Annotated in this window: 9 protein-coding genes and 2 tRNA genes; 6 read left to right on the top strand and 5 right to left on the bottom strand. The window is 63.9% G+C overall.

The genetic code is table 11. The features are described 5' to 3' along the window. Positions 1 to 355: 355 nt before the first annotated feature. Positions 356 to 432 (bottom strand) — tRNA-Asp (locus DY467_RS07045). A gap of 251 nt (positions 433 to 683) precedes the next feature. On the opposite strand from DY467_RS07045, the gene DY467_RS07040 reads away from it, so the two are divergent. The 6 genes from DY467_RS07040 to DY467_RS07015 all read left to right on the top strand — a co-directional run bounded on the left by DY467_RS07040 (position 684) and on the right by DY467_RS07015 (position 10,275). Continuing rightward, positions 684 to 995 carry an HU family DNA-binding protein gene (locus DY467_RS07040; protein WP_011158502.1) on the top strand — a complete coding sequence of 104 codons (312 nt, stop codon included), beginning with the start codon at positions 684 to 686 and terminating at the stop codon, positions 993 to 995. A 252-nt stretch (positions 996 to 1,247) separates the two neighbouring features. Then, entirely contained in the window at positions 1,248 to 2,546 is a 1,299-nt protein-coding gene (gene pepT / locus DY467_RS07035) for a peptidase T (protein ID WP_205502129.1), read from the top strand. 155 nt (positions 2,547 to 2,701) lie between these two features. Further along, the gene (locus tag DY467_RS07030) at positions 2,702 to 3,946 is read left to right on the top strand and encodes an efflux RND transporter periplasmic adaptor subunit (protein WP_164634857.1); all 1,245 of its coding nucleotides are present in this window, start codon (positions 2,702 to 2,704) and stop codon (positions 3,944 to 3,946) included. 28 nt (positions 3,947 to 3,974) lie between these two features. Next, positions 3,975 to 7,115, top strand: a complete 3,141-nt coding sequence (locus tag DY467_RS07025; protein ID WP_164634855.1) for an efflux RND transporter permease subunit — start codon at positions 3,975 to 3,977, stop codon at positions 7,113 to 7,115. A gap of 92 nt (positions 7,116 to 7,207) precedes the next feature. Continuing rightward, positions 7,208 to 7,284, top strand: a tRNA-Val gene (locus DY467_RS07020). A gap of 399 nt (positions 7,285 to 7,683) precedes the next feature. Continuing rightward, on the top strand, positions 7,684 to 10,275 hold the full coding sequence (locus DY467_RS07015; RefSeq protein ID WP_349627616.1) for a bifunctional diguanylate cyclase/phosphodiesterase: 2,592 nt from the start codon (positions 7,684 to 7,686) through the stop codon (positions 10,273 to 10,275). Positions 10,276 to 10,368: 93 nt separating this feature from the next. Here the strand turns inward: DY467_RS07015 and darG are convergent, their stop codons facing one another. The 4 genes from darG to clpX all read right to left on the bottom strand — a co-directional run bounded on the left by darG (position 10,369) and on the right by clpX (position 16,450). Beyond that, positions 10,369 to 11,475 carry a type II toxin-antitoxin system antitoxin DNA ADP-ribosyl glycohydrolase DarG gene (darG, locus tag DY467_RS07010; RefSeq protein WP_164634851.1) on the bottom strand — a complete coding sequence of 369 codons (1,107 nt, stop codon included), beginning with the start codon at positions 11,473 to 11,475 and terminating at the stop codon, positions 10,369 to 10,371. Positions 11,476 to 11,491: 16 nt separating this feature from the next. Next, positions 11,492 to 12,079, bottom strand: coding sequence for a DUF4433 domain-containing protein (locus DY467_RS07005; RefSeq protein WP_164634849.1), 588 nt, complete (start codon positions 12,077 to 12,079; stop codon positions 11,492 to 11,494). Between the two features lie 340 nt (positions 12,080 to 12,419). Next, on the bottom strand, positions 12,420 to 14,855 hold the full coding sequence (gene lon / locus DY467_RS07000; RefSeq protein WP_107344853.1) for an endopeptidase La: 2,436 nt from the start codon (positions 14,853 to 14,855) through the stop codon (positions 12,420 to 12,422). A gap of 320 nt (positions 14,856 to 15,175) precedes the next feature. Next, entirely contained in the window at positions 15,176 to 16,450 is a 1,275-nt protein-coding gene (gene clpX / locus DY467_RS06995; RefSeq protein ID WP_011158509.1) for an ATP-dependent Clp protease ATP-binding subunit ClpX, read from the bottom strand. Positions 16,451 to 16,722: the final 272 nt, after the last annotated feature.

The raw sequence follows: 16,722 nt of genomic DNA, 5'->3' as shown, positions 1-16,722 counted from the left end.
GCCCTCGCCTGCTATCCCGCGGATCGAGCCAGAGACCCGCGCAGACTCAGCCTGAAAGCCCGACTGGACATGCGGGAAATGAAATCGAGGATTCTCGTCATGCCCGGCCTTGTGCCGGGCATCCACGTCTTGCAGCGAAACAGCGGGAAAGGCGCGGATGGTTGGGACAAGCCCGGCCATGACGAAACTAATCGTCAATGGGACGGCTTGTGAAAGCCTTTGAATGTGTTGCCCGCATTTCCGGTCGGGCTCTGAGGCCCAGACGGCAGACAGCATCGGACCGCGATGCGATCGCTGTGAAGTTCAGGAGGTTTCAGAGGGGGATTGCAGTGCGCCAATCGCCATCGTGGCGAAGTGGCGCGAGAGACGGGGCTCGAACCCGCGACCTCCGGCGTGACAGGCCGGCGCTCTAACCAACTGAGCTACTCCCGCGTGGTTTGCGTCAACCGCCGCAGTGGCGGTCGAATTAAAGGGCTCGCTCCCCCAAGTCAAGCGGCTTGAGGCAGAGATTCCCATTCTCGTGCACAGCCTTTGCATTTCGCCTTTAATGTCGGCATTTTTCGACACACGAATGCAAATAATGCGCTGTTTACGGGGCAAACGACGTAGGCAGCGCCCACCCGAATCGTCTAAGCCCTGCTACGTCTTAGTTTCTAAGCCGCCACACACAGCAGGAGGGCTATATGGCGAAGAAAGCAGTTGCCAAATCCGCGACGCCGGCGACGGTGACCTTGAAGCATCTCGCAGCGGCGCTCGCGGAAGAGCACGAGCTGTCGAAGAAGCAGACCGAAGCCATTCTGGGCGACATGGTGACCCGCATCACCAAGCACCTGAAGAAGGGTGAGCGCATCCGGATCGTCGGCCTCGGCATCCTCCAGGTTCGCAAGCGCGCCGCCCGCATGGGCCGCAACCCGGCCACCGGCGAGCAGATCCAGATCAAGGCCTCCAAGAAGGTGGCGTTCCGCGCCGCCAAGGAACTCAAGGAAGCGATCTGATTCTGCTTCCAGAGCGTTTTTCAGCGGGCGACTCGGTTGTCCCGGGTCGCGTGAAAAACGCTCGTCGCAGCAATACGCTGAAGTGCGGGTCCTGACTGGATCGGGATCGGAACTCCAGTTCAGATTGAAGAACGGCAGGCTCGGGCATCCGCCCCGCCTGCCGTTTCTTTTTGGCGGCGCAGCACGCCGCTCACAGGGTCGCGCCGCAAGTCAGGACCGGATATCAACAGGAATGCCGCGTGTCCGAAGCGCATGATCCCGCGTTCGGGTGCTGCGAGCCTGCAAGGGAGTTCGGACGTGACCGCGATTAACTTCGACTTCACCGTGTTGGAGCGTTTTCTCCGCTACGTCACCATCGACACCCAGTCGGACCCGCATTCCGAATCCTGCCCGTCCACAGAAAAGCAAAAAGACCTCGGCGCGCTGCTGGCGCAGGAGCTGCGCGAACTCGGCCTCGCCGACGCGCATCTCGACCAGCACGGCTACGTCTACGCGACGATTCCTTCGACCACCGCGAAGCAGAACGTCCCGGTGATCTGCTTCTGCGCCCACATGGACACCTCACCCGATTGTTCAGGCGCCGGTGTCAAACCGCAGGTGTGGAAGGACTATCAGGGCGGCGACATCGTTCTGCCGGGTGATTCCTCGCAGGTGATTCGACGCGCGGAGCATCCGGCGCTGTCGACTCAGATCGGCCACGACATCGTCACCAGCGACGGCACCACCCTGCTCGGCGCCGACAACAAGGCCGGCGTCGCCGAGATCATGGATGCGGCGCGGTTTCTGCTGGCGCACCCGGAGATCAAGCACGGCACGCTCAAGATCCTGTTCACCCCGGACGAAGAAATCGGCCGCGGCGTCGACAAGGTCGATCTCGCCAAGCTCGGCGCCGATTTCGCCTACACCATGGACGGCGAAAGCGCCGGTCACATCGAGGACGAGACGTTTTCGGCCGATAGCGCGCTGATCACCATCGAAGGCGTCAGCGCCCATCCGGGATTCGCCAAGGGCAAGATCGAGCACGCCATCAAGATCGCCGCCGCGATCATCGAGCGGCTGCCCAAGACCGGCTGCTCGCCGGAAACGACCGAAGGACGCGAAGGCTTCCTGCATCCGATCGGAATCACCGGCACGCTGGAGAAAGCCAGCGTCAGCTTCATCGTCCGCGATTTCACCGAGGCCGGGCTGAAGGACAAGGAGACGCTGCTGCAGAGCATCGTCGAAGAGGTGATGCTGGATTATCCACGCTCGCGCGCCAGGATCGAGATCCAGCCGCAATATCGCAACATGAAGCAGGTGCTCGACCGCCATCCGGAGCTGGTCGAGAACGCCCGCGAAGCGATCCGCCGTGCCGGCCTTGCGCCGGTCACCGCCGCGATCCGCGGCGGCACCGATGGCGCGCGGCTGTCGTTCATGGGCTTGCCTTGCCCCAACGTGTTCGCCGGCGAGCACGCCTTCCACTCCCGTCTGGAATGGGTCAGCCGTCAGGACATGGAGAAGGCGGTCGAGACCATCGTGCATCTGGCGACGATTTTCGAAGAGCAGGCCTAGCACGAGCGAGCAAGTGTCCGTCGGAGCTCCGCTGCGCATTCGGTGACGCGCAGAGCAGCCACCATTTTGTCCCAATCGTTGGACCACCACCGAGGAATCAGTTCTGAGTTCCCGTGCCGCAACGATCTGCCTGCGCGCGACACGGAGACATTCGGATGATTTGCGCCCGCTTCGCATCTTTGGCGTCTGCTCGACGGGTCGGGATCGCTGCGCTGATCGCAGGCGCGCCCCTCCTCCTCGCCGGCTGCAAGGAAGAGAACAAATACGCCGCGCCGCCGCCGGCCAAGGTCACCGTCGCCAAGCCGACACAGGCGCCCGTGACGCTCTATGCGGAATTCACCGGAAACACCTCGCCGGTCGCCTCGGTCGATCTCGAAGCGCGGGTGCAGGGCTTTATCGAGAGCATCGATTATCTCGACGGTGAAGCGGTCAAGAAGGATCGCGAGCTGTTCAAGATCGAGAAGGCCCAATACCAGGCCCAGGTCGACCTGCAGCAAGCCCAACTCGACGGCGCCAAAGCCAAGCAGGCCAACGCCCAGCGCGAAGCCGACCGGCAGTCGATCCTCGGCCAGAAAGACGTCGCCTCGCAGCGCAACGTCGACGACGCCCAGACCAATCTGGCGGCGGCCAACGCCCAGGTCGCAGCCGCCCAGGCGTCGCTGGCGCTGGCCAAGACCTCGCTCGGCTATACCACCGTGACGGCGCCGTTCGACGGTGTGGTGACCCGGCGCCTGGTCAACGTCGGCACCCTGGTCGGATCGGCGGGCCCGACCAAACTCGCCACCATCCTCCAGGTCGATCCGCTGTACGTTTATTTCAACATCACCGAACAGCAGCAGATCAATCTGCGCGACGCGCTCGCCAAGCGCGGCAAGACGCTGAAGGACATGCGCGAAGAACGGCTGGAAATGCCGATCCAAGTCGCGCTGTCGTCTGACACCTCGTTCCAATATGCCGGCAAGGTCGACTACATCGCGCCGCAGGTCGATCCGTCGACCGGGACGCTGCAGCTCCGCGGCACGCTGCCAAACAAGGACGTAGCGCTGGTGCCCGGCCTGTTCGTGCGGGTCCGGGTCGCGGTCGGCAAGCTCGACGACGCGCTGTTGATCAACGACACCGCGGTGATGTCCAACCAGACCGGCAGCTACGTGATGGTGGTCGGCGCCGGCGACGTGGTCGAGCAGCGCCAAGTCACGCTCGGCCCGCAGGAAGGGCAGCTTCGGGTCATCACCAAGGGCCTGAAGGCCGACGACCGGGTCGTGATCGGCGCGATCCAGCGCGCGATCGCCGGCAACACCGTCGCGCCGGTCGCCGGAGCGATGGCGGCCGCCCCGACGGCGCCGACACCGGCCCCCGCTGCGCTGAACCCTGGAGCCGAATCCGGCACCGCGAAACCCTGAGTCCACCGGCCCTCACGAGGCGTTGCCCATGTTCTCGCGCTTCTTCATCGAACGGCCGGTGTTGTCAAACACCCTCGCCTTCCTAATCGTCCTGCTCGGCGTCCTGGCGCTGATGCGGCTGCCGGTGTCGCAATATCCCGACGTGGTGCCGCCGACGGTGTCGGTCACCGCGACCTATCCGGGCGCCAGCGCGCGCACCGTGATGGATTCGGTGGCACTGCCGATAGAACAGCAGGTCAACGGCGTCGAGGGCATGATCTACATGCAATCGACCAGCGCCAGCGACGGCAGCTACAGCCTGATCGTCACCTTCGACATCGGCACCGACCCGAACATGGCGCAGGTGCTGGTGCAGAACCGGGTGTCGCTCGCCAGCGCGCAATTGCCGACCTCGGTCTCGACCCAAGGCCTCAACATCAAGAAGAAGTCGACGGCGATTCTGCAGTTCGTCAGCCTGTATTCGTCGGACGGCCGCTACGACAATCTGTTTCTCGCCAACTACGCCAAGATCAACATCCAGAACGAACTGGCGCGGCTGCCCGGCGTAGGTGACGTCTCGGTGCTCGGCTCCGGATCCTACGCAATGCGGATCTGGCTTGATCCGGACAAGCTGCAAAGCTACGGCCTGACGCCGAGCGATGTGATCAGCGCCGTGAAGCAGCAGAGCAACCAGGTCACCGCCGGCCTGGTCGGCGGCCCGCCGGCGCCGTCGATCGTCAATTTCCAATACGCGCTCGACGTCGTCGGCCGCTTCAACGAGGCGACCGATTTCGAGAAGATCGTGGTCAAAGCGGTCGACCAGGGCGGCGGCCAGCTGGTGCGGATCGGCGACATCGGCCGCGTCGAGCTCGGCGCCTCCTCTTACGGCCAGAATGCCACGCTCGACGGCAAGCCCTCGGCTGCGATCGCGATCTCGCTGCTCTCGGGCGCCAATGCACTGTCGGTGGCGCAGGCGGTCAACGCCAAGATGAAGGAGATGGCGGGCTCGTTCCCGGCCGGTCTCGACTACAAAGTGTCGTTCGACAGCACCAAGTTCATCACCGCTTCGGTCAACGAGGTCTACGAAACGCTCCTCATCGCCGCGGTGCTGGTGCTGGTGGTGATCCTGATGTTCTTGCAGGACTGGCGGGCGATGCTGGTCCCCGCCACCACCGTTCCGGTGACGATCATCGGTGCGTTTGCGGCGATGTCGGCGATGGGCTTCACCGTCAACACCACCAGCCTGTTCGCGCTGGTGCTGGCGATCGGCATCGTGGTCGACGACGCCATCGTCATCGTCGAAGGCGTGTCCCGGCACATCGCCGGCGGCATGTCGAGCCGCGAAGCCGCGGTGAAGGCGATGTCGGAGCTGTTCGGCCCGATCATCGGCATCACGCTGGTGCTGATGGCGGTGTTCCTGCCCGCCGCCGCCCTGCCCGGCCTTACCGGCAAGATGTATCAGCAGTTCGCGCTGGTGATCGCCGCCACCGCGCTGATCTCGGCGGTGAATGCGGTGACGCTGAAGCCGACGCAATGCGCGCTTTGGCTTCGCGCGCCGGTGCCGCCGGAGCAGCGCGGCATAGTTTATCGCATCTTCAATGCGGTTTATGCGCGCTGCGAGGCTGTGTATGCGGCGTTGATCCGCCGCCTGGTCGCGTTCAGCATCCTCACCACGATCGTCGGCCTGGTGCTGGTCGGGGTCGCGTTCTATGGCGTATCGCGGGTACCGCCGGCCTTTCTGCCCTCGGAAGACCAAGGCTATTTCATCATCAGCCTGAAGCTGCCGGATGCGGCCTCCGCCGGGCGCAGCGACGCCGCGGTCGCCAAGGCGGTCGAGCTGGTGCGCAAGACTCCGGGCGTGGAAAGCGTGATCGGCGTCTCCGGCGTCTCGCCACTCGACAATAACGCCACGATGTACAACGCCGGCATGCTGTACGTGGTGCTGCACGACTGGGATCAGCGCAAGACCAAGGATCTCAGCATCGATGCGATCGCCGCCAAGGTACGCGCCGCGCTCGGCCAGCTCGACACCGCAACTGCGCTGGTGCTGTTGCCGCCGCCGATCCAGGGCATCGGCAATACCGGCGGCTTCACCATGATGGTGGAAATGAAGAACGGCAGTTCGGACTTCCTGGCGCTGCAGAACGCCACCGAACAGCTCGCCGCCAACGCCTCGACCCAGAGCGGCATCACCCACGCCGCCTCGACCTTCAAAGGCAACGTCAAGCAGCTTCGCCTGGTGGTGGACCGGATGAAGGCGGAGACGCTCGGCGTCACCGTCGGCCAGGTGTTCTCCGCCGTCGAAAGCTATCTCGGCTCGACCTACGTCAACCAGTTTACCAAGTTCAACAACGTGTTCCAGGTCTACGTCCAGGCCGACGCGCCGTTCCGGCTGCGGCCCGACGACGTGTTGAAGCTGAAGGTGAAGGGCAGCAACGGACAGATGGTGCCGGTCGGCGCGGTCGCGTACCTGACCGACGAAGTCGGCCCGCCGCTGATCACGCTGTACAACCTGTACCCCGCCGCAACGCTGGTCGGCAGCCCGGCGGCCGGCTTCAGCTCCGGCGAAGCGATGTCGCTGATGAGCGAAGTCGCCGCCAAGTCGCTGCCCTCGTCGATGGGCACGGCGTGGACCGGGATGTCGTATCAGGAGCAGGTGGTCGGCAATCAGATCTACTACGTGTTCGCGGTCGCGCTGCTGCTGGTGTATTTCGTGCTCGCCGGACAATATGAAAGCTGGCTGCAGCCGCTGGCGGTGATCCTCGCCGTGCCGCTGACCCTGCTCGGCACCGTCGCGGCACTGGAATGGTCGGGCCTGCCGAACGATCTCTACACCCAGATCGGCATCGTGCTGCTGATCGCGCTGGCGGCAAAGAACGCGATTCTGATCGTCGAATACGCGCGCGAGAAATGTATGGAGGGCATGCCGGTCGCCGAGGCTGCGGTGGAAGCGGCGCGGCTGCGGTTCCGCCCGATCCTGATGACCTCGTTCGCCTTCATCTTCGGCATGCTGCCGCTGGCGCTCGCAACCGGTGCCGGCGCCGGCGCCCGCGTCTCGCTCGGCGTCGCGGTGGTGGCCGGCATGCTGGCCTCGACCGGCCTCGCCGTGCTGTTCGTCCCGGCGTTCTTCGCGGTGCTGCAGCGGATGGGGACACGGCGCGAGCCTGCGGCCTCTCCAGCCGAGGGCTAAGGGCCGCCAAGACTGCCGCAAAGCTCGATCGGCCCTACGCCGGTCCAGCCTGCCTTGCACAGACCATGGCCCACGCGGTAGATAGGCGCGGCGGGCGGCTAGCTCAGCTGGTTAGAGCATCTCGTTTACACCGAGAGGGTCGGGAGTTCGAATCTCTCGCCGCCCACCATGGTTCTTGCGCCGCAGCCCGAGGCTCCCGGCGTCTGCCGCCCACCTCCAGCGCTCGACGCGGTGACGCCAGCAGACGCCCGGTGCGCGCCACCCCAGATAAAATTGTTCTCCACTGGTGAACGATCTCCGAACGTCCAGAGACGCCGTTAGGGAGCGGCCAAGAGCCGACGCGGACTTCGGTACCGCATCGCACTATTTGCTACCCAACATAGTACCGATTGCGGTCTCACCGACTGCGCCGCGTGCTTTTGAGCGGAGAAAGTGCCGGTAAATGTACTAACGAGATATCCATCTACCCCCGGTAGTGAGGAGGACATCAAGACGCCGGCTGGGGTGGTCAATGGCAAGGGTTGGGTGGAACGCACGGGCGCGCAGCCTGTTGCGAGGACCGGGGAACGTGTCCGTGCGATGGATCGTGGGGATCGGCGTGCTGCTGATCGCCGCGATCTCGATGGTCACCGCCTGGATGATCGCCGACGGCCGTGAACGTGTCCTTCGCAACGCCGAGCGCGAACTCGGCAACACCGCCCTGCTGCTTGCCCGCCAATTCGACCGCACCTTCGAGACCCTCAACGCCGATCAGAGCGACACCGCCTCCTCGCTCGAACAGGCCTTCCCACTCGCCAAGGCGTTGTCGACCCACACGCTGCTGTCGCTGAAGGCCGGCGAGCTCGGTGACTTCGACCTGTTCGACGCCAGCGGCGTCCTGATCAACTCATCGCGCGGCTGGCCGCTGCCGAACGTCGCGATCGGCCAGCATCCGAGCTTCAAGCGCTGGACCGCCGATTACGAGCGTGACGAAGGCGAAGCCGAATTCATCCGCGATCCGGTGCGCGGCAGCCTGGCGCTGACCCTGGTCAAGCGGCTGCGCGGCCCGACCCTCGCGACCACGGGCATCCTGACCCGGACGATTCCCAGCACCTGGTACGAGAATCTCGCCTCCTCGATCGCGCTCGGCGAAGACGCTTCGATTGCGGTGTTCACCAGCGGCGGCACGCTGATCACGCGCTGGCCGCGGTTCACTCAGGCGAACGGCCAGAACTTCCTCGATTCCGATCTCAAACCGCTGTTCCTGCATCCGAGCGTCACCCAGCGGGTGAACAGCCCGTTCGACGGCGCCGAGCGACTCGCCGCGTCGCGGATGCTGACCAAGCAGCCGGTGTTTGTGGTGGTGTCGCGCTCGGTCACCGGCGTGCTGTCGAGCTGGTGGCATGAGCTGTGGGTGATGGTGGCGGTCGCATGCGCCTCTGCGCTCGCGGTTGCCGTGGTGTTGTTTCAGCTCGGTCGCCAGATCATCCGGCAGGAAACCGATTTGCGGAAGCGCTACAGCATCGCGGTCGACAATATGGCGCAGGGCCTGTCGCTGTTCGACTCCGCAGGACGGCTATTGCTGTTCAACCAGCGCTACCTCGATCTGTATGGCCTGCCCGCCGACGCACTGAAGCTCGGCATGCGCACCTTCGAAATCGTGCGCCAGTTGCAGCAGGCCGGCCACGATCCGCATCTGCTCGAATCTTATCAAGCGTTCGCCCTCAAGAACGCCGGCACTCACAGTGCGTTCGAGGTCGAACTTCCCGACGGGCGAACCATCCTGATCACCCGCGAGCCGATCCAGGGCGGCGGCTGGGTGATGACCCACGAGGAGATCACCGAGCGCAAGCGCGCGGACTCCCGCATCCACCATCTCGCGCACTACGACGACCTCACCGGCCTGCCGAACCGCTCCTCGTTCCGCAAGCATCTCGGCGACGCGCTCGGCGCGATCGAGCCCGGCGATCAGATCGCCCTGCTCTACATCGACATCGACGAGTTCAAGATCGTCAACGACACCCTCGGTCATCCGGTTGGCGATCAGCTGTTGCAGGTCATCGCCGAGCGACTGCAGCGCTGCCTGACGCCGGCCGACTACGTCGCGCGGCTCGGCGGTGACGAATTCGCCGTGGTGATGGCCGACGCCACCGACGTCCGGGAGCTGGTGGCGAAGCTGCAGTCCACGCTGCGCGATGGCATCGACTGCGCCGGCCAGGTGATCTCGCCGGATGCCAGCATCGGCATCGCGCTGGCACCGGAGCACGGCTGCGAGGTCGACGATCTGATCGCCAAGGCAGACCTCGCGCTGTACGCGGCCAAGGCCGAAGGCCGACGCACCTATCGGTTCTTCATGCCCGAGATGGATACCAAGGCCAAAGCCCGGCACGAGCTTGCGACCGAGCTGAAGCGCGCGGTGGCCGAGCACGATTTCCAGCTCCACTTCCAGCCGCTGGTCGATCTGAATTCCGGCGCGATCGCCGGCTGCGAAGCGCTGCTGCGCTGGCAGCATCCGCTGCGCGGCTTCGTGTCGCCGGCCGAGTTCATTCCGCTGGCGGAAGACATCGGGCTGATCGAAGATCTCGGCGAATGGGTGCTGGATCAGGCCTGCCGTGTCGCGGTCGGCTGGCCGGCGTCGATGACAGTTGCGGTCAACGTCTCGCCGATCCAGTTCCGGCGTGCCACCTTCCCGCTCAAGGTCGCCGCGGCGCTCGCCCGCACCGGGCTGGCCGCGCACCGGCTCGAGCTCGAGATCACCGAGGCGCTGCTGCTGCAGGACAACGAGTCGACGCTGGCGATCCTCAATCAGCTCCGCGACCTCGGCGTCAAAATCGCACTCGACGATTTCGGCACCGGCTATTCGTCGCTCAGCTATCTACACCGCTTCCCGATCGACAAGATCAAGATCGACAAAAGCTTCGTCGACACCCTCACCGAGGAAGCCGGATCGGCCACCATCGTCCGCGCGATCGTGCAGATCGCCGCCACCGGCAATAAGATCACGCTCGCCGAAGGCGTCGAGACCGCCGCCCAGCGCGACCTGCTGCGCCGCCTCGGCTGCCATCAGATGCAAGGCTATCTGTTCAGCCCCGCGCTGCCGGAAGACGCCCTGGCCCGCCTGATCGGCCTCCCCAGCGCCGAAACGCAAACGGCGCCCCGCAGGGCGCCGTTGATGTTATGACAATGGAGAGCGACCAGCCTCTTTGCGATCCTCTGATCCGTTTGCGTTGCCGCGATGATCCTCGCGACGACGGATCGGTGAACGAGCTCCCGGCTACGCCGCCTCAGGCAGCGAGTCGCTGATCGTCAGGCGTAACCAACCGAGAAGGACCAAGTTACGGATCGCGCTGGCGACTGCCTGCCTCTTGTCGTCGGTATGCCAGGACTTCTTCCACCCAAGGATATAGTCGTACAGTTCCTGCTCGGCGACTTCGCCTTTGGATTGCTTCAACTCACGTGCCGCGAAGAACACTGTCAGAACCTCCTCAGCCTGTTCGGTGCTCTTGATCCGGCTAAACAGGTCAACCGCCTTGTCGATCTTACCCTTGTAGCGCGCGATCAGCTCCTGAAACCGGCCACGATCGCTGTTGTATTCCGGGGCGACTCGAAGAGCGATCATCCGGCCGAGTTGCTGCTCGTTCAGCCAGTTGCGGTTAGCGAAATCGCGCAGCGCAGGCTTCACGTCATCGGAGAACGGACCGTAGCTGCCTTTGCCGAACCTGAAGCCGGTCGGCACACCCATTTCTGTTACCACATAGCAGATCTTCTGGAAGATTGTGCGGCCCACGGGCGTCGCATAGGGCTGGGCCTCCAATTCGCGCAGCACCTCCATCAGCACGACCCATTCGTGCTTCAGCGGGTCAGGCTTGCGTCCCCTGCTGTAGAGTCCCGATTGCGGCGGCGCGGCGAGGAAGTCGGGGGTCAATTGCTGACAAGGCGTGCCGTAGGGCGCATAGAGTTCAATCTCGATCGATAGATCGCCGAGTTTGCTGAAGATCAGCGGCGCTACGTCCGCCCACTCCAACCCACCATTCCCACAGCCGAGCGGCGGCATCGCGAGGCTGGTAATGCCCCACTCGGCAGCATGAACCGCGAGATGGTCAAGCCCGCGCTCGACATCGACCAGCCGCGACGGCGATCGCCAATGATCCTTGGTCGGGAAATTGATGATCCGTGCACCTGAGAGATCGCAGAACAGGTACGGCTCGCCGAGCCGAACCTCACCTCGTGCGCAGCGCGCCTTGTAGTCGTCGAACATCGCCGGAAAGCGCCGTTTGAACTGCTCGGCCACGCCTTTACCCATCACACCGACGCAATTTACGGTGTTGACCAGGGTCTGGGCCCGACTTTCAAACAGATCTCCGATTAGCGCACTGAACATGGCAGGATCACTTCCCTCATCGGAAGAATAACACAGGAGAGACGCAGATCGGCAGGCCAAATCCGCAATTGGCCAGCGCCGCCTTTGCGGCCTCGTCCACCACATGGGCGCCGGTCAGAAAGCCCGGATGCACGCGGTGCGGCACCAGAATCTCGGCGCACTTTTTGGCACGATGCTGCCAATAGGCGATCTGATCGCCCGGATGGCGCCAATCCATCGCATAGATGGCATCGAAATCTAGCGTCCGCCACTGCCGCGGATGCAGGAAGCGGACGTAGTCGCTGGCTGCGTTCTGATCCGAGATAACGGTGCCTTCGAGCCGCAGGACGTCCGTTGACACCCGTATCACGCAAAGACTGCCCACTTCGCCTTGCCGCTTATACAGCATCGGATTCCGGGCATGAAAATACAGATTCGCATACTGGTGCAACCTCAGCCCACCGGGGACCTGCTTGCGATCGCGCTTGTCCTGCACCGGCTGAAGTGCCACGGACCGGTGCGGGAGCTGTGCGGCATCGTCGTAAGATAGGATGCCGTGGGACATCACCGAGCCGACATTCACTATCGGCATGATGCAATGCAACTCGGTGACGCGCGGGTCCATCGCTAAACACCCCGGTAACGCCCACGGCGGGCGATCTCACCCCGCCGAGAAGCGAACCTGTAAGTAATCCTTACAAGTTGGCGGATTTCCGCGCGAAAGTCCCTTAATCCGAGCCACGATCAAGCACGAAATCCGGCAATGGCCGCCAGGTGTCAAGGATTCCTTGACACCTGAAGCGCCTCGCCGCCCCTGCCGACGCGATCGAGTTGCAACCGGCCCGCTGATGGCCGCCCAAACACCTCCTCGTTGCTCCGTGCCTCTCTTGCCCGCCGAGGCACTCCCCAAACGCAAGCGGCGCCCTTTCGGGCGCCGCTGAGTTCGTTGTGTGTCGCTTGCCGCCTTAGTGGGCGGTCAGGCCGCCGCCGGCTTCGTCGGAGGCTTCCGCGCTGTCCGGAGTGCCGGGCAGCTTGGTTTCCTCTTCCCAGACGATCGGCACCGGCGCGCGGGTCAGCGCGTTGGCGATCACCTCGTCCATCCGGGCCACCGGGATGATGTTGAGACCACCCTTGATGGCGTCCGGAATCTCGGTGAGATCCTTGGCGTTGTCTTCCGGGATCAGCACCGTCTTGATGCCGCCGCGGGCCGCGGCGAGCAGCTTCTCCTTGAGGCCGCCGATCGGCAGCACCCGGCCACGCAGCGTGATCTCGCCGGTCATGGCGATATCGCGGCGGATCGGAATGCCGGTCAGCACCGACACGATGGTGGTCGCCATCGCCACGCCGGCCGACGGGCCGTCCTTAGGGGTCGCCCCCTCCGGCACGTGGACGTGGATGTCGCGCTTCTCGAAGAACGGCGGCTCGATCCCGAAGGTGATCGCGCGGCTGCGGACATAGGACGCCGCCGCCTGGATCGATTCCTTCATGACGTCGCGCAGGTTGCCGGTGACCGTCATCCGGCCCTTGCCCGGCATCATCACGCTTTCGATCGTCAGCAGCTCTCCGCCGACATCCGTCCACGCCAGACCCGTGACCACGCCGACCTGATCGTCCTTCTCGATCTCGCCGAAGCGGAACTTCGGCACGCCGAGATATTCCTCGATCTGCTTCTCGTCGATGTGGACCGACTTCTTCTTCGACAGCATCAGGTCCTTCACCACCTTTCGCGCGAGCGTAGAGATTTCGCGCTCGAGGTTGCGGACGCCGGCCTCGCGGGTGTAGCGGCGGATGACGAGCAACAACGCGTCGTCGTCGATCGACCACTCCTTCGGCTCCAGGCCGTGCTTGGTCAGCGCCAGCGGGATCAGATGCTTGCGTGCGATCTCGACCTTCTCGGTCTCGGTGTAGCCGGCGATCCGGATGATCTCCATACGATCCATCAGCGGCCCCGGAATGTTCAGGGTGTTCGCCGTGGTGATGAACATCACGTTGGACAGATCGTAGTCCACCTCGAGATAGTGGTCGTTGAAGGTGCCGTTCTGCTCGGGGTCGAGCACCTCGAGCAGAGCCGAGGACGGATCGCCGCGGAAATCGGCGCCCATCTTGTCGATCTCATCGAGCAGGAACAGCGGGTTCGACGTCTTCGCCTTCCGCATCGACTGGATGATCTTGCCGGGCATCGAGCCGATGTAGGTGCGGCGGTGACCGCGGATCTCGGCTTCGTCACGCACGCCGCCGAGCGACACGCGGACGAACTCGCGTCCGGTGGCCTTGGCGATCGACTTGCCGAGCGAGGTCTTGCCGACGCCGGGCGGGCCGACGAGGCACAGGATCGGGCCCGACAGCTTGTTGGCGCGCGACTGCACCGCGAGATACTCGACGATCCGCTCCTTGACCTTCTCGAGCCCGTAGTGATCGGAATCCAGCACGGCCTGCGCCGCTTCCAGATCCTTCTTCACCTTGGACTTCTTGTTCCACGGGATCGACAGCAGCCAGTCGAGATAGTTGCGCACGACGGTCGCTTCCGCGGACATCGGCGACATCTGGCGCAGCTTCTTCAGCTCGTGCTGCGCCTTCTCCCGCGCTTCCTTGGAGAGCTTGGTCTTGGCGATCTTCTCTTCGAGTTCGGCGAGTTCGTCCCGGCCGTCTTCGTCGCCGAGCTCCTTCTGGATCGCCTTCATCTGCTCGTTGAGATAGTACTCGCGCTGGGTCTTCTCCATCTGGCGCTTGACGCGCGAGCGGATGCGCTTCTCGACCTGCAAGACCGAGATTTCGCTCTCCATCAGGCCGAGCACCTTCTCGAGCCGCTGCGTCACCGACAGCGTCTCCAGGATGCCCTGGCGATCGGCGATCTTGACGGCGAGATGCGAGGCGACGGTGTCGGCGAGCTTGGCGAAGTCGGTGATCGACTGCACCACGCCGACGACTTCGGCCGAGATCTTCTTGTTGAGCTTCACGTAGCTCTCGAAGTCGGACACGACCGAGCGGCCCAGCGCTTCGGCTTCCACCGAGCTGGCATCGCTGTCTTCGAGCGCGACGGCGTCGGCCTCGTAGTAATCGGCGCGATCGGTGTACTTGTCGACCTTGGCGCGCGCGAGGCCTTCGACCAGCACCTTGACGGTGCCGTCGGGCAATTTCAGCAGCTGCAGAACACTGGCCAGCGTGCCGATCTCATAGATCGCATCGGGAGCCGGATCGTCATCGGACGCGTTCTTCTGCGTCGCCAGCATGATCAGCGCGTCGTTCTTCATCACCTCTTCGAGGGCGCGGATCGACTTCTCGCGGCCGACGAACAGCGGCACGATCATGTGCGGAAACACGACGATGTCGCGCAGCGGGAGAACCGGATAGGAGTGGCTTTCGCCGTAGGTGATCGATGGCCTGGGTTTGGTGGCGGTCATGGCCCCGTTCCTTTCGTTTTGCCCCCTCGCCCTCGGCCCGCCATCGGCGCTGCCGTCACGAGGTGCGGAGGTGTCCGGTCTTCTCCGGCCGGTCAGGGCCTCGGTCTCCGGAATGATTGAGGCGAATCCTGAAAACGCTTGTCATCGCCGACCAATTAGGTGGCTATCCGGCGGTGGGGTGTCAAGTCGTGGAAAACGCAACGTTTTGTCCGGCTTTGGCGCGGAATGCTGATGCACAGAAACGAGCCGCCACGCGCGGCGGCAGCCCGTTCTGATCGTTGCGGCAGCGGCCCGAAGGGCCGCCGCGTCGGCGCTGCGCGTCAGGCGCTGGCGCTGGTCTCGGCCGCACGATCGGTGCGGTCGGCATAGATGTACAGCGGCCGAGCGGTGCCATCGACCACTTCGCGCGAGATCACCACTTCCTCGACGCCTTCCAGGCCCGGGAGGTCGAACATGGTCTCGAGCAGGATGCTCTCCAGGATCGACCGCAGGCCGCGGGCGCCGGTCTTGCGCTCGATCGCCTTGCGGGCGACCGCACCGAGCGCTTCGTCGGCGAAGGTGAGCTCGACGTTCTCCATTTCGAACAGCCGCTGGTACTGCTTGACCAGCGCGTTCTTCGGATCGGTCAGGATCTTCTTCAGCGAGTTCTCGTCGAGGTCTTCCAGGGTGGCAACCACCGGCAGACGGCCGACGAATTCCGGGATCAGGCCGTACTTGAGCAGATCCTCGGGCTCGACGTGGCGGAAGATCTCACCGGTCCGGCGATCTTCCGGCGCGAGCACTTGCGCCGCGAAGCCGATCGAGGTGGTCCGACCGCGCGACGAGATGATCTTCTCGAGGCCGGCGAACGCGCCGCCGCAGATGAACAGGATGTTGGTGGTGTCCACCTGCAGGAATTCCTGCTGCGGATGCTTGCGGCCGCCCTGCGGCGGGACCGAAGCCACCGTACCTTCCATGATCTTCAGCAGCGCCTGCTGGACGCCCTCGCCCGAGACATCGCGGGTGATCGAGGGATTGTCCGACTTGCGGCTGATCTTGTCGATTTCGTCGATGTACACGATGCCGCGCTGCGCCCGCTCGACATTGTAGTCGGCCGCCTGCAGCAGCTTCAGGATGATGTTCTCGACGTCCTCGCCGACGTAGCCGGCTTCGGTCAGCGTCGTCGCATCCGCCATCGTGAACGGCACGTCGAGGATCCGCGCCAGCGTCTGCGCTAGCAGCGTCTTGCCCGAGCCGGTCGGACCGATCAGCAGGATGTTCGACTTCGCCAGTTCGACGTCGTTGTGCTTGGTCTGGTGGTTCAGCCGCTTGTAGTGATTGTGGACCGCGACCGAGAGAACCTTCTTCGCATGGTTCTGACCGATGACGTAGTCATCGAGGACCTTGCAGATCTCCTTCGGCGTCGGGATTCCGTCACGCGACTTCACCAGCGAGGATTTGTTCTCCTCGCGAATGATGTCCATGCACAGTTCCACACATTCATCGCAGATGAATACCGTGGGGCCGGCGATCAGCTTGCGGACCTCGTGCTGGCTCTTTCCGCAGAACGAGCAGTACAGGGTGTTCTTGGAGTCGCTCGTACCGACCTTACTCATTTCTATCTCCGTCCGCCGTTCGGTCTTTTCCGGTCATCGCCTGATCCGAGCCGATGCCCGGCAGTCGAGTTTAAAGTTAGCAATTTCCGTACCAGAAAAGACCCCCGCATCAGTCTGGCCGCGAACCGCGACCGAGTTCGAATCCCCCAAGCACTTTCGTCGATCAGGTTCAGCCAATCAGACTGTCACCCGTCTATCAAGAATTCGCTAATCGGCCGGACGCCGGCCGACGTGACAATAGCGTGATTTGTTGCGTCTGCGCGACCCTTGGT

It is taken from the genome of Rhodopseudomonas sp. BR0G17 (assembly GCF_010907025.1).
Classification (GTDB): Bacteria; Pseudomonadota; Alphaproteobacteria; order Rhizobiales; family Xanthobacteraceae; genus Rhodopseudomonas; species Rhodopseudomonas palustris_H.
This window is presented reverse-complemented; position numbering and strand designations above follow the sequence as displayed.